Source organism: Pseudogemmobacter sp. TB195, assembly GCF_058313095.1.
In genome coordinates this window covers 467169-479850 of record NZ_JBZEGG010000001.1, presented here as the reverse complement: position 1 = coordinate 479850, position 12682 = coordinate 467169, and the positions used below count along the sequence as shown (strand labels likewise).

General features: G+C 61.0%; 13 protein-coding genes. 6 read left to right on the top strand and 7 right to left on the bottom strand.

The window, feature by feature from the left end:
* Window position 1: 1 nt before the first annotated feature.
* The 5 genes from flbT to AC4FS3_RS02250 all read right to left on the bottom strand — a co-directional run bounded on the left by flbT (window position 2) and on the right by AC4FS3_RS02250 (window position 3261).
* The gene (gene flbT, locus AC4FS3_RS02270; RefSeq protein WP_491019185.1) at window positions 2-406 is read right to left on the bottom strand and encodes a flagellar biosynthesis repressor FlbT; all 405 of its coding nucleotides are present in this window, start codon (window positions 404-406) and stop codon (window positions 2-4) included.
* Window positions 403-774, bottom strand: a complete 372-nt coding sequence (gene flaF, locus AC4FS3_RS02265; RefSeq protein ID WP_491019184.1) for a flagellar biosynthesis regulator FlaF — start codon at window positions 772-774, stop codon at window positions 403-405. The genes flbT and flaF overlap by 4 nt, the downstream gene beginning before the upstream one ends.
* A 67-nt stretch (window positions 775-841) precedes the next feature.
* Window positions 842-2398 (bottom strand): flagellin, encoded by a 1557-nt coding sequence (locus AC4FS3_RS02260; protein WP_491019183.1) that lies wholly within the window; start codon window positions 2396-2398, stop codon window positions 842-844.
* 271 nt (window positions 2399-2669) lie between these two features.
* Window positions 2670-2984 (bottom strand): hypothetical protein, encoded by a 315-nt coding sequence (locus tag AC4FS3_RS02255; protein WP_491019182.1) that lies wholly within the window; start codon window positions 2982-2984, stop codon window positions 2670-2672.
* Window positions 2974-3261, bottom strand: a complete 288-nt coding sequence (locus AC4FS3_RS02250; RefSeq protein WP_491019181.1) for a rod-binding protein — start codon at window positions 3259-3261, stop codon at window positions 2974-2976. The genes AC4FS3_RS02255 and AC4FS3_RS02250 overlap by 11 nt, the downstream gene beginning before the upstream one ends.
* Window positions 3262-4692: 1431 nt before the next feature.
* On the opposite strand from AC4FS3_RS02250, the gene AC4FS3_RS02245 reads away from it, so the two are divergent.
* Window positions 4693-5247, top strand: coding sequence for a flagellar hook-length control protein FliK (locus AC4FS3_RS02245; protein WP_491019180.1), 555 nt, complete (start codon window positions 4693-4695; stop codon window positions 5245-5247).
* An 8-nt stretch (window positions 5248-5255) separates the two neighbouring features.
* On the top strand, window positions 5256-5915 hold the full coding sequence (locus AC4FS3_RS02240; protein ID WP_491019179.1) for a flagellar hook capping FlgD N-terminal domain-containing protein: 660 nt from the start codon (window positions 5256-5258) through the stop codon (window positions 5913-5915).
* A gap of 4 nt (window positions 5916-5919) precedes the next feature.
* On the opposite strand, the gene ubiB is transcribed toward AC4FS3_RS02240, so the two are convergent.
* On the bottom strand, window positions 5920-7461 hold the full coding sequence (ubiB, locus tag AC4FS3_RS02235; protein ID WP_491019178.1) for a 2-polyprenylphenol 6-hydroxylase: 1542 nt from the start codon (window positions 7459-7461) through the stop codon (window positions 5920-5922).
* A 1-nt stretch (window position 7462) separates the two neighbouring features.
* On the bottom strand, window positions 7463-8212 hold the full coding sequence (ubiE, locus tag AC4FS3_RS02230) for a bifunctional demethylmenaquinone methyltransferase/2-methoxy-6-polyprenyl-1,4-benzoquinol methylase UbiE (RefSeq protein ID WP_491019177.1): 750 nt from the start codon (window positions 8210-8212) through the stop codon (window positions 7463-7465).
* A gap of 148 nt (window positions 8213-8360) precedes the next feature.
* Between ubiE and mutM the strand changes: the two genes are divergently transcribed.
* The 4 genes from mutM (at window position 8361) to dnaA (ending at window position 12574) form a co-directional block, all read left to right on the top strand.
* Window positions 8361-9212, top strand: a complete 852-nt coding sequence (mutM, locus tag AC4FS3_RS02225) for a bifunctional DNA-formamidopyrimidine glycosylase/DNA-(apurinic or apyrimidinic site) lyase (RefSeq protein WP_491019176.1) — start codon at window positions 8361-8363, stop codon at window positions 9210-9212.
* 67 nt (window positions 9213-9279) lie between these two features.
* Window positions 9280-10056 carry an enoyl-CoA hydratase gene (locus tag AC4FS3_RS02220; protein ID WP_491019175.1) on the top strand — a complete coding sequence of 259 codons (777 nt, stop codon included), beginning with the start codon at window positions 9280-9282 and terminating at the stop codon, window positions 10054-10056.
* Between the two features lie 164 nt (window positions 10057-10220).
* A complete protein-coding gene (gene rpsT, locus AC4FS3_RS02215) occupies window positions 10221-10493 on the top strand; it encodes a 30S ribosomal protein S20 (RefSeq protein WP_283176504.1) in 273 nt (90 codons plus the stop codon).
* A 689-nt stretch (window positions 10494-11182) separates the two neighbouring features.
* The gene (dnaA, locus tag AC4FS3_RS02210) at window positions 11183-12574 is read left to right on the top strand and encodes a chromosomal replication initiator protein DnaA (RefSeq protein WP_491019174.1); all 1392 of its coding nucleotides are present in this window, start codon (window positions 11183-11185) and stop codon (window positions 12572-12574) included.
* Window positions 12575-12682 lie beyond the last annotated feature (108 nt).

Here is a 12682-nt window from a genome sequence, read left to right as displayed (position 1 = left end):
CTCAGTTTCCTCCCGCTGCCATAAGGCGCGTCTCGCGGGGAAGCAGGCCGCGAAGTGCCTTAAGTACCTGATAATGATGGTCCTCGAGCACAGCCTGGCTGGCAAGCGTCAGCAGGCGTCGACTGTCGGGATCCGTCAGAACCTGGCTGAGTTGTTCAATCCCTCGCAGCAGTTGCGACCTGGTTTCGCCCGGGGCAGCATCACCCGAAAGGACGAGCTGGGCGATATAGCAAACCCGTCGCACCGGCGTATTGGCTTCATCCGGATGCAGCGCATCGCGCAACCGTAAAATATTCGCATTGGGCGTCATAACCGCAAGCCGAGACCTCTTGTCGCCGTTTTCAATCACCGCACCATTGATCAGGACCCTTTCATGCGGGCCGAGTTTCAGAAACAGCCCCGTCATGTGGCCGCTCCTTCGCCACGCAGTCCTTTCAGGACCGCCTTGTTAATTTCGATGAGAACGCCGGCATCTGCGGTTTTCTGGCGAATCTTCTGGCTATGGCCTGCAGTAAAGCGATAAAGGTAGAATAACCGCGCACGAAGTGCATCAGGCAGCCCATTTCCGGGCTCCGCTACATCGGCTGCGAGAGTCGACCACAGTTTTTCGTTGTGGAATACTGCCTCGAGAAATCCGCTGCGATCTTCGTTGCGCCGCTGATCGGCGGCGACAAGACGTTGCGTGATCCGTGCGATAACCTCGTATTCGGCCATGCGCGGGGTGCGAATTGGCGCTGTCGGTTGCGCATAGGCAAGGCTGGAGCTGAGAGTCATTCTGACATGTTCCGTACTTGAGATAGTTTAAAAGCTGGCCGGGGTCCTGCGACCCCGGCCTCGCGCCTTAACGGAACAGGGACAGCAGATTCTGTGGCTGCTGGTTGGCTATGGAAAGCGCCTGGATGCCCAGCTGTTGCTGGACCTGAAGCGCCTGCAGGCGGGCCGAAGCTTCCTCCATATCGGCGTCGACAAGCGTGCCGATACCCGCCGTCATCGCATCTGTCAGAGACGAAACAAAACTGGTCTGGGTATCGATCCGGCCCTGAGCCGAGCCGAATTCGGCAGCTGCATCAATGGCCTTGTTGATCATGGTTTCAATGTTGCTCAGCGCAGAGCGTGCCCCGGCGATTGTGGTAACGTCGATCGCACCGAGCCCGAAGAGGCCCCCCGAAGCCTTGCCATTGACAGTGCCGGAGCTGGCCGCAATTGCGCGTGCGGTATCGGAGGAGTTATCGATATTGAGCTGCCATGCCCCGGTCGAACTCTGGGTGACCCTGGTGGACAGACCGGGCACTTTCCCGGCGTCGATGGCGATTTTCAACCCGCGCACCACATCCTCAGTGGTTTCGCCTTTGCCGGCGACATAGCTGTATGCCACACCTCCGACACTGAGCGTATAGCCGTCGCCATCCTTGACCGCATTGCCGCCGAAGACATAGGTTTCGGCACGTTGGGCAATCGTGGCAACCGAACCGGCGACCGTACCCTGACCCGCGGTAGGAATGGTTGGGGCCGCAAAGCCTGCGACATGTTCGACGGTGACCTGTTCGAAAGCCCGGCTCGACTGGATATCAACGTTAGAAGTGCCGTTCAGAACCGCCGTCACCCCCTCAAGGCCAAGCTTGTTGACCTCGCTGATCATGCGGGTTGCCGATTCGGCCGCCGTCATGGCAACACCGCTGTCATTTGTGAACGAGACGGTTTGACCGTTGATCTTCAGCGTTGCAGAGGCCCCGATAGCCAGGCCAGCCCCGGCCAGGCGCGCCGAATTCGCGCCATTCGTGATGCTGGTCACCGCAGCACCGGCCAGATCGACCGGCGCCGTGATGTTTCCGGTGATGACCGCGACTCCTGCGAGGATCTGGGGCGAGCCAGTAGCAACGCCCAAAGTCCCGTTTCCTGCGCTGAGATCCTGACGCGCGACCGTGATGTCCGACGTGGTGACACCCGAATCCGAGCGATCCAGTGAGGCAAGAAATTTGACATCATCGGTGCCGGAGACGAGGTTCAATCCGCTGAACTGCGCGCCGCTGACAATGCCGGCGATCTGATTGCGCAATGCGTCGATATCGGTCTGAAGTTTTTCGCGCGGCACATTCTCGCTTTGCGCCGAAACGATCTTTTCTTTCATACTGTTGAGAAGCCCCTGGATCTTCTCAGAGGCTTCGCGGGCGACCGAGAGCGAGGAGGAGCCAAGCGCGAGGCTGTCGGAGATCCCCTTGAACCCTTTGACGTCGGATTCCATCACCTTCGAGATCGACCAGACAGCGGCGTTATCCCGCGCGGTGGCGACAGCCTTGCCGGTGGAAATCTCCGACTGGACCTTGTTCATATTGGAGTTGATGGTTTTGAGGGTCTGAAGCGCGACCATTGCGCTTGAATTCGTCAGAATGGACGACATTTTGTTTTCCTCTGGCTGCCCTGGGTGCTTTGCACGGGGGCGAAAACGCCGCCCTTGCAGGCGGCAATTCCGGCATTCTGGCCGCTGCCGGGGGTCGACCCTCAGCGCCATCCCCACATCGGGATGCAGGTACAGCTTTGCAGTTCATCCCTGCCAATTTGTTAATGCGACAGGTCAGTTTTGCCGTGAAAATGAGCGGATTTTACAAGATTGCTTCCGATCATCTCCAATGTGGCCGGATTTCGCGCTGGCCCGCTTATGCAGGTGAAACTCAAATCCGCCGCGCTTTGCCCGAATCGTCAGCCTGCACCGCGCCGCGCTGACCGTTGGAGTCATAGGTGGAAAACGACGCCGGGCGGTTCAGCCGGCCTCTTGCCGCCGCGATCCCCCGCGCTGCGGCCTCGAAAAGCACCGTATTGGCCGCGGCCATCTCGCGGATGCGGTCCAGCGCTTCGGGATCCGCGCCCGGCAGGGCCTCCAGTGCCGCCCCGGTGTCCCGGGCCAGATCATCGAGCGCTGCGAAATCGCCCGCCAGCAGAGCGCGGCGTGTCTGCTCCAGCAGGTCAACCAGGGTCTCAGAGTTCATTCACATCTCCTCCCATCGCCCGAAACAGCGTTTCAGCGAGACCGATTCCCCCGCGCTCCACCATAAGTTTCGCATGTTCGGCCCGCAGAAAAGATCCGAATTGCTCTTCGCCGATCCCTCCGCCAAAACTCTCGGAGGTCGTGCCAAGCCCGCTTTGCGCAAGCATCTCCGTCAGGAAAACCGCCTCCATCTCCTGCGCTTTCTCCATCAGGAGATGCGGATCGGACGCCCGATTCATCGCCGGTATATGGGCCGGCCGGATCTGGATTTCTGTCATCAGATCGAGTCCTTTTGTGTTGAATTTTTCGACTTTCGCGCGATGTCGGTAAACATCCGGTAACCCGATGCTGGCAAAAAAGACGGAACTCAGAAGAGATTCCCGTATATGCAGAATGTTCAGATCAGCCTGCCGCTTCTTCGCCTGCCAATCTCTGCCGGCGTAAGCCTGGCGGGGACGAAACCCGACCCCTGTGCCGATAATCCGCCAGCGGGGGATCTGTTTTCCCTCGACCTTGCCACTGATGTTACAGACGCGCCGCCGCAGGTCTCTGCGCCAATCGCCGCGCTTCCGGAAGAAGAGCCTGAGGGTCCCGATCTGGCCGATATCGACGAGACCCTTGGCCTGCCCCTGGCCACAGGTGGGCATGAGGCGGATCGGACGAAGCAGAATAACGGCTTCGCCTTCGCGCTCGCACCCCAGTTTAGCCTGGCCCATTCCGGCAGTGATCCTGAAGTCGAAAAGTTGTCGCCTGACGACAAACCGGCTCCGGCGGCGCCTCATCCGACCGAGACGGAGCAGGCTGCAGTGGGTGATCTCGCGCGGGTCGAAGATTTTGCAGTACCCGCACCTATATCCCTGCCGGATGGGCGTGGACCGCGGGCCACCTTCGCCGTGATGACGAACAGTTCCGGAAAGCTACCGGAACCGATCACGCCCGCAGTGCAAGATTTGCCTTACGATCGGCTTAGCGGCCCCGGCACCCTTCCATCGGCGCCGCAGGGTCAGAGCCGCTTGCAACCCGCAAATCCTTCTCCGGAAATGACCTCTGAAACAAATCCTGAAAGCGGTGCGCAGCCCCGAATTCCGGATCCGGACGCCGCTGCAGCGCCCCCCCTCAAGGTCGAACCATTCAGGCCGGCCCATGGGTTGCCCGAGCGGGCGCTCGCATCGAGTGGACCCCAGGAAATCGAGACGCCTCCGTCCGCCCACTTGCCCCGCGCTGAAAGCACGCGGGCATGTCCCGAGCAGCGACATCTGCCGCCACTGCCGCCGCCACTGCCGGGGTCAGAGCCTGGTCCGCTGGCACCGTCTTCGCTTGATCCGAATGTGAACACCGGCGAACCCCCTGCCCGGGTCGCGCCTGAGCCGGCCCATCTCGAAGCCCCACAACAGTCGCTCATTGCAGGGCCCATAACCGGCAGCACACCCCTGTCGGACCTTACGGATCAGTTCCTGCCTGCAGATGCAGCGCCTTTGCCACCGCCGGGCCGTTCCGCGCAGCCCCAGGCAGAGGCGAAGCCTCAAAACCTCGCGCCAGTGTGGAACTCCCGGACAGAACCCCTGCCTCTTGCCATGCCGGTCATCGCATTTTCAAAGCGATCTGCGGTTCCCGGGCCCAAGGCTGAGGTGGCTGAACCGGTTCTTCCCGAAGACCTCAGAACCGGCGCGAATACTGAAATAATTTCGCAACAACCGGCGGCATGTGCCGTGACCAGAATTGAAACCGATGCCCTCACCAATGCGGCTCCGCTTCCCACTGGCACCAGCCAGTCCGACCCTGGCACGGCGCCGCTCAGCGCACATCATATGCCCACGCTGCGCGAGATTTCACCGCATCATGTGGCACCGGCCACACGCCCCGAAATGCCAACACAGGTTCCGGCCCAGATCAGCCAGGCCGTCATAAGTGCCAACGGCCCGGTGACAGAGCTGCGGCTTTCACCGGAAGAGCTCGGGACAGTGCGGATCGAAGTGAAAACCGAGCGCGAAAAGGTGACGGTCACCTTGCTGGCCGAGCGTCCGGAAACGCTGGATCTCCTTCGCCGCCATGCGGATCGCCTGGTGGCGGAATTCAGGGCGGCCGGGTTCAGCGAGATGAACCTTGGATTCGGAAACCTTTCCGCCGGTGATCAGGGGGGCGCACAGCCGGGCCCGGAACCCCCTGTCCGGGAAGTGAGCGAGGCGGCAATTTCTGCCGCGACCCCGATTTCGGTGCCGGATACAAGGTCCGGCCCGCAAGCTTCACTTTATCTCAGATTGTAGGAGAAAACATGCAGGTCAATGCGGTGAATTCCGCCTACGGATCCGCTCAGACGTCCTCTCAAACCTCGGCGCTCTCATCGGACTTCACGACATTTCTGAAAATGCTCACCGTTCAGATGCAAAACCAGGACCCGATGAACCCTATGGAAGCCACGGATTTCGCGGTACAGCTCGCAACTTTTTCCGGCGTGGAACAACAGGTGCGCACCAATCAGCTGCTCAGTGCGATGTCAGGTGAGTTTTCGCTGATGGGGATGGCACAGCTGGCGGGCTGGGTCGGCCAGGAGGCGAGGGCCGCGGCAGATGTCGTCTGGTTCTCTGGCAACCCGGTGACACTCTCGCCCAATCCGGCCTCGACGGCGGATCAGGTTGTGCTGGTTGTACAGGACTCGCATGGCAATCTGGTGTCGCGCGAGGAATTGCCCGTCTCGGCCGAACCCTATCAATGGCTTGGGGGGGATGCGGCCGGCAATCGGCTACCGGATGGCCGCTATATCCTGACGCTTGAAAGCTGGCGGGAGGGATCGCTGCTTGCCGAAGATCCGGTCGAATATTATGGCCGCGTCGTGGAGGCCCGGGGCGGCGCTAAAGGAACGGTTCTGGTTTTCGAAGGCGGGATCGAGGTCCCCTCCGGTTCGGTCACCGCTTTGCGCCTTGCCCGGGACTGATCTCTCAAAACAGTTTCGCAATCAGCACCGCCGCCCCGAGCGAGCCCAGAGTCATCGCGGCCGCGAGCAACAGGACCGTCCCCCAGCCAAACCCCTGAACCGGGCGCTGCATCTGGTTACGTTCGTCCAGAGCAACCAGCCTTGCCTCGGCCAAAGCCGGGAGCCGGGGCAAAAACCGCGCCAGAACGCGGCTGGTGCGCCAGAGATCACGCAGCACCGCTTTGGGCCCGATGCTGGTGCGGATATAGGATTCGACCACCGGCCGTGCGACCTCCCACATATTCAGATGTGGGTCGAGGCTTCGTGCAACACCTTCCACCACAACCATGGTGCGCTGCAAAAGGATCAGCTCGGTCCGGGTTTCCATGCCAAAGCGCTCGGTCACCTCGAACAGATAGGCCAGCAGCTTTGCCATCGAGATCCGGTTCGCCTCCATACCGAAAATCGGCTCTCCGACGGCGCGCAGGGCCCGAGCGAATTCGTCGATATTGCGGTCTGCCGGCACATAGCCTGCCTCGAAATGCACTTCGGCTACGCGGCGATAATCCTTCTGGATGAAGCCCATCAGGATCTCGGCATAGACACGGCGGGTATATTCGTCGATCCGCCCCATGATCCCGAAATCATAGACGATCAGATCACCATTCGGCGCGACCTTCAGATTGCCCTGATGCATATCGGCATGGAAAAATCCGTCCCGCAGCGCATGCGACAGAAAAAGCACCAGCACCCGCCGGCCAAGTTCCGCCCGGTCGATCCCGGCGGCGTCGATTGCGGCAATCTCGTTAAGCCCGATCCCCTCGGCCCAGTCGATTGTCAGCACCGTCCGGCCCGAGAGCCCCCAATGCGGGCGCGGCACGACAAGCCGGTCATCTTTGGCCGTATGTTCTGCAAATTCAGCGGCTTCGGCGCATTCCAGCCGCAGATCCAGCTCGCCCTGGACCACGCCATCGAAATGCGCGACCACATCGGAAGGCCGCAACCTGCGCGAAAACGGCGCCAGTCGCTCCATCCATTTCGCCGCATAGTAAAAGGCGTCGATATCCCTGCGGAAGGCGCGTTCGATCCCAGGGCGGAGAACCTTCACCGCAACTTCGGCACCTGTGTCTCGCAGCCGCGCATGGTGAACCTGGGCAATCGAGGCCGCCGCAACCGGCTCGGAAAGCTCGGAAAAAAGCGCATCGGCGGGGGCGCCGAATTCTGCGGCAATGATCTGGCGCGCCTCCTCCATCGAGAAGGGCGGCAGCTTGTCCTGCAGGTATTTCAGCTGCTCGGACAGCTCGGCGCCAACAATATCGGGGCGGGTTGAGAGCACCTGGCCCAGCTTGATATAGGCAGGCCCGAGCGCGGTGATCGCGCGCGTCACCGGCGGCAGCGCCGGATCGCCTTTCAGCCCGAGAAAGCGGAACGGCCGCCCCAGCAAACGCGCGGCAAAACGCAGCCGCGGCGAGACCTCCATCGCCTCGAGCGCCACGACCATTGCGCCGGTACGCTCAAAAGTCGCGCCGGTGCGGATCAGCCGCCAGATATTATGCGGGCCGCGCATCTCAGACCTTCCAGCCGGAATGCAGCGCCGCAATCCCAAGCGAGAGGTTGCGATATTTCACCAGATCGAACCCGGCCTTGCGGATCATATCGGCAAAGACCTCTTGTTCGGGGAATTTGCGGATCGATTCCACCAGATATTGATATGAATCGCGGTCGCCCGTCACCATCTGGCCCATCGGCGGGATGATGTTGAACGAATAAAGGTCGTAAACCTTTTGCATCAGATCATTCGGGATCTGGCTGAATTCCAGCACCATGAGCCGCCCGCCGGGGCGCAGCACGCGGTAAGCCTCGGACAAAGCGTCCTGGACCCGCGTCACATTCCGGATGCCGAAACTGATCGTATAGGTGTCAAAGCTGTTCGACGCAAAAGGCAGCGCCATCGCATCGCCGACCACCCAGTCGAGTTGATCGGCCATGCTCGCGGCCTCGGCACGGGTGCGCCCGGCGATCAGCATGTTCTCGGTCATGTCGCAGACCACGGCAGATGCGCCCGGCGCGCGCTTCAGATAGCGAAACGCCACATCGCCGGTGCCGCCCGCGACATCCAGCAGCCGCGTCCCGGGCCTTGGCGCCAGCCAGTCCATCATCGCATCCTTCCAGATCCGATGGATACCGACCGACATCAGGTCATTCATGACATCATATTTCGAGGCGACCGAGGAAAACACGCCATGGACCAGGCCCGCTTTTTCTTCCTCCCGCACGTCGCGAAAGCCGAAATGAGTGGTCTTGTCCTGATCTGACATGATTTTCGCCCGGATTGTGCCGCGGATAACGGCTCTGCATCGGGGATATACCGCAAGAGCGCAAAGGGAAACCAGTCAAACCGCGCAGCCTCTTGGACCGGGGCGGTCTTGCGCTTAGGTTCCCATGCGAATCCAGAGGAAGATGATCATGCCGGAACTGCCCGAAGTGGAAACTGTGCGCCGCGGGCTTGAGCCGGTGATGGACGGGCAGCAGATCCTCGCCGCGCAGGTGAACCGGCCCGATCTGCGCTGGCCCTTTCCGCCGCGCATGGCAGAACGGCTGACCGGCGCGCGGATTAACGCGCTGCGGCGGCGGTCAAAATACATCCTTGCGGATCTTTCAACCGGCGAGACTCTGCTGATCCATCTTGGCATGTCGGGGCGTATGCTGATTTCGGGTGCCCAGATTGGCGGTTTTCACCATGAACACCCGGCGCCCGCGAAACATGACCATGTCGTATTTGATATGGAGGGTGGTGCCCGCGTGACCTTCAACGACCCCCGCCGCTTTGGCGCGATGGATCTGCTGGATACGGCGAGTGCCGAGGCGCATCCGCTCCTCGCCGTGATCGGGCCGGAGCCTTTGGGAAATGCGTTTGACGGCGCTTACCTGGCGGCACGGCTTGCGGGGCGGAAGACGCCGGTGAAATCGGCGCTGCTGGATCAGCGGATCGTCGCGGGTCTGGGCAATATCTATGTCTGTGAGGTGTTGTTCCGCGCCGGTATCGCCCCCGACCGGCTTGCGGGCGATCTGACCGGCAAACAGGCCCAGGGCCTTGTGCCGCTGATCCGCGAAGTGCTGTCAGAGGCGATCGAAGCCGGGGGATCCTCGCTGAAAGATTATCGCCAGGCAGATGGCGAGCTTGGCTATTTCCAGCACAGTTTCCGCGTCTATGGCCGCGAGGGCGGCGCCTGCACCACGCCAGGCTGCAAAGGCAGCATTGCGCGGATCGTGCAGGCAGGCAGATCGTCCTTCTTCTGTCCGGACTGCCAGAGATAAGGGCTCAGCTTGCCTTCCTGACCCTCAGGTGGCAGGAGTCACGGACCTGTTAACCGGAGACCCCGCGATGGCCTATGAAACCCTGATCGTCGAGATCGAGGATTATACCTGCCTCATCCGTCTCAACCGCCCCGATGCGCTGAACGCGCTGAATTCGCAGCTGATGAGAGAACTGGCGCAGGCGGTCACCGCCGCAGACAAGAATGACAAGGTGCGCTGCATCGTGATCACCGGCAGCGAAAAGGCCTTCGCGGCCGGCGCCGATGTGAAGGAAATGGCCTCCAAAGGCTTTACCGATGTGTTCTTCGACAATCTCTTCGGCCCCGAGGCCGAGGCGATCATGCGCTGCCGCACCCCTGTCATCGCGGCCGTGTCGGGCTATTGCCTGGGCGGCGGCTGCGAGCTGGCGATGCTGAGCGATTTCATCATCGCCGCGGATACCGCGAAGTTCGGCCAGCCCGAGATCAATCTGGGCATCTGCGCCGGTATGGGCGGCACCCAGCGTCTGACGCGCCTCGTGGGCAAGTCGAAATCGATGGATATGCATCTGACCGGACGCTTCATGGAGGCCGCCGAGGCGGAGCGTTCGGGCCTTGTTAGTCGCATCTTCCCGGCAAAAACCCTGCTGGAAGAAGCGCTGAAAATTGCGGCAAAGATTTCCGAAAAGTCGATGATCACCGCGATGATCGTGAAAGAAACCGTGAACCGCGCCGAAGAGACCAGCCTTTCCGAAGGGCTCCTGTTCGAGCGCCGCATGTTCCATGCCGCCTTCGCGACCGAAGACCAGAAAGAGGGCATGGCCGCCTTCCTGGAAAAGCGCCAGCCGCAGTTCCGCGACCGCTGATTCCCGTTTGCAAAGCCGGGGCCTTTCGCGTATAGGCCCCGTCAGACATGCGCGTGGGCCCGCTTAGGCATTTGTGATTCCCGTCCTCCGGGCCAGTTTTGGCCATATGGGCGGGGCCATCGGGTTTAGTGCATTTAAAGTTTGATATCCGAAGGACAAAGCCCATGGCAAATACCGCCCAGTCGAAAAAACGCGCCCGCCAGGCCGAAGCACGCTATGACGTGAATAAAGCCCGCCGCTCGCGCATCCGCACCTTCCTGCGCAAAGTTGAAGAAGCCATCGCTTCGGGCGACCAGGCTGCTGCAGCCGCCGCTCTGAAAGCCGCTCAGCCCGAGCTGGCACGTGGCGTGACCAAGGGCGTTCTGCACAAGAACACCGTTGCGCGCAAAATGTCGCGTCTCTCGGCCCGCGTGAAAACCACCGGCGCAACCGCCTGAATTCGGTTCACCGTCCCGGCGTATCTGGGAATTTGAGGGCGCGATCCGCAGGGATCGCGCCCTTTTCCGTTCCCGGTTTTGTGCCCTGTCTCCCGGCCCGAAGCCAGGCCAGCACCAATCCAGCGCAGGCGCGGCGCGAAGCCCTCTTCATGCCACGTTAATAAAGCGATTCCCCAGGCGCCGTATGGGGGGTCAATCCCGCACGGGAAAAATATCCACACTGTCGGATTTCGGGCGGGATTTTGCTGCTGACATGGCCTCTGACAGCCAGAGAACGTAGCGCTTCTGCCGCCTCTTCAGGATTCGCCCCGACGGACTCTGTGTCAAGCGAGTTGTTCAGTTGCAGAGCGCGCTCACGGCTTGCTACCTTTGCCAGGCGATTCACTTCGTCCTGGGGGACAGGGAAATGTCGCAAACCTGATATCACAACCGACACTTTGGGCTGCCAGCCAACAAGATCGGGGATTTCAGTTTGTGTTCAACCGGATAGAGCCAAAACTCTGGCTTTTGTCTGGTGCCCGGCCGGTGCAGCAGGTCTGCCCGGCATGTCTTATGTTTTGCCCTGCGGCGGAGGATGACCCTCTGACCTTCGCAGCCTTTCCGGCGCGGTGGTCAAAAGGTCGGGTCTCGCGAATTCGACCGTGCCGCATCGGGCGGAACGGTGAGTTGATTGGGCAGGTCTGGTTAGAATGACGAATGAAACTTGGGGGCAGATCCGCGAAGGTCTCATCAGCCGGGTCGGACGAAATAATTATACAACCTGGATCGAACCCCTGCGGCTGTCACAGCTGGAGGGCGGTGTAGCGCTGTTCGAGGTCCCCACTCCGTTTTTCGGAGACTGGGTGCAACGCAACTATGGCGACCATATCCGCAATCAGCTGCTGACCTCTGGCGCTCTGGTCGAGCGGCTTGAATTCCTCGTCGGCACTGAAGCCCCGCGCCCTGCCGCGTCCACCTCTGCCGAGCGTGCGGCGAGCGCCAGACCGGCAGTCGCAGCCCCTGCGTCACAGACCCGCGGCCGTGCGCCCCAGGACGATGATCTGCCGGGCGCCCCGCTGGATGGTCGCTTCACCTTTGAAAGTTTCGTGGTCGGCAAGCCGAACGAGCTTGCCCATGCCGCCGCGCGCCGCGTGGCCGAAGGCGGACCGGTCACCTTCAATCCGCTTTTTCTTTATGGCGGCGTTGGTCTCGGCAAAACCCACCTGATGCATGCCATCGCGCATGAGCTGCGCGAGCAGAAACCGGATCTGAAGGTGCTCTATCTTTCGGCCGAGCAGTTCATGTATCGTTTCATCCAAGCGCTGCGCGACAAACAGGTGATGGATTTCAAATCGCTGTTCCGCTCGGTCGATGTGCTGATGGTGGATGATGTTCAATTCATCGCCGGCAAGGATTCCACCCAGGAGGAGTTCTTCCATACGTTCAACGCGCTGGTAGATCAGAATAAGCAGATCATCATCTCGGCCGACCGCGCGCCTGGCGAGATCAAGGATCTGGAAGACCGGATCAAGTCACGCCTGCAATGCGGCCTGGTGGTTGACCTGCATCCGACCGATTACGAACTGCGCCTCGGTATTCTGCAGCAGAAAGCCGAATTCTACCGTGGCCAATATGGCGGGCTCGCGATCAGCCATGGCGTGCTGGAGTTCCTCGCGCATCGTATCACGACCAATGTTCGCGTGCTGGAAGGCGCGCTGACCCGACTTTACGCCTTCGCCTCGCTGGTTGGGCGTGAAATCACCCTGGAACTGGCGCAGGACTGTCTCGCCGACATTCTGCGCGCCTCGGATCGCAAACTGTCGATCGAGGAGATCCAGCGCAAGGTCGCCGAGCATTACAACATCAGGCTCTCGGATATGATCGGGCCAAAGCGCCTGCGCACCATCGCGCGGCCGCGTCAGGTGGCAATGTATCTGTCGAAACAGCTGACTTCGCGCTCTTTGCCGGAAATTGGCCGCCGTTTCGGCGGACGTGACCATACAACAATCATGCATGGCGTGCGGAAGATCGAGGAACTGGCGGCGCTCGACAGCCAGCTTGCTGATGACATCCAGTTGCTCAAGCGGCTGTTGCAGGGCTGACCGCCCGATTTCTTGCAAGAAATCGGCCCGGAGTTTTTAAAAACTCCGGGTTGCGCCAGATGGATACGGCTCGGTCTTGACGAGACTGGCAAAGCTTCGCAAAGTCGG

Excerpts from the sequence above, each read along its gene's own strand:
- mutM (WP_491019176.1), top strand. The coding sequence starts at position 8,361 with ATGCCGGAACTGCCCGAAGTGGAAACTGTGCGCCGCGGGCTTGAGCCG.
- ubiE (WP_491019177.1), bottom strand. The coding sequence starts at position 8,212 with ATGTCAGATCAGGACAAGACCACTCATTTCGGCTTTCGCGACGTGCGG.
- rpsT (WP_283176504.1), top strand. The coding sequence starts at position 10,221 with ATGGCAAATACCGCCCAGTCGAAAAAACGCGCCCGCCAGGCCGAAGCA.
- flbT (WP_491019185.1), bottom strand. The coding sequence starts at position 406 with ATGACGGGGCTGTTTCTGAAACTCGGCCCGCATGAAAGGGTCCTGATC.
- flaF (WP_491019184.1), bottom strand. The coding sequence starts at position 774 with ATGACTCTCAGCTCCAGCCTTGCCTATGCGCAACCGACAGCGCCAATT.
- AC4FS3_RS02240 (WP_491019179.1), top strand. The coding sequence starts at position 5,256 with ATGCAGGTCAATGCGGTGAATTCCGCCTACGGATCCGCTCAGACGTCC.
- ubiB (WP_491019178.1), bottom strand. The coding sequence starts at position 7,461 with ATGCGCGGCCCGCATAATATCTGGCGGCTGATCCGCACCGGCGCGACT.
- dnaA (WP_491019174.1), top strand. The coding sequence starts at position 11,183 with ATGACGAATGAAACTTGGGGGCAGATCCGCGAAGGTCTCATCAGCCGG.
- AC4FS3_RS02255 (WP_491019182.1), bottom strand. The coding sequence starts at position 2,984 with ATGAACTCTGAGACCCTGGTTGACCTGCTGGAGCAGACACGCCGCGCT.
- AC4FS3_RS02250 (WP_491019181.1), bottom strand. The coding sequence starts at position 3,261 with ATGACAGAAATCCAGATCCGGCCGGCCCATATACCGGCGATGAATCGG.
- AC4FS3_RS02260 (WP_491019183.1), bottom strand. The coding sequence starts at position 2,398 with ATGTCGTCCATTCTGACGAATTCAAGCGCAATGGTCGCGCTTCAGACC.
- AC4FS3_RS02220 (WP_491019175.1), top strand. The coding sequence starts at position 9,280 with ATGGCCTATGAAACCCTGATCGTCGAGATCGAGGATTATACCTGCCTC.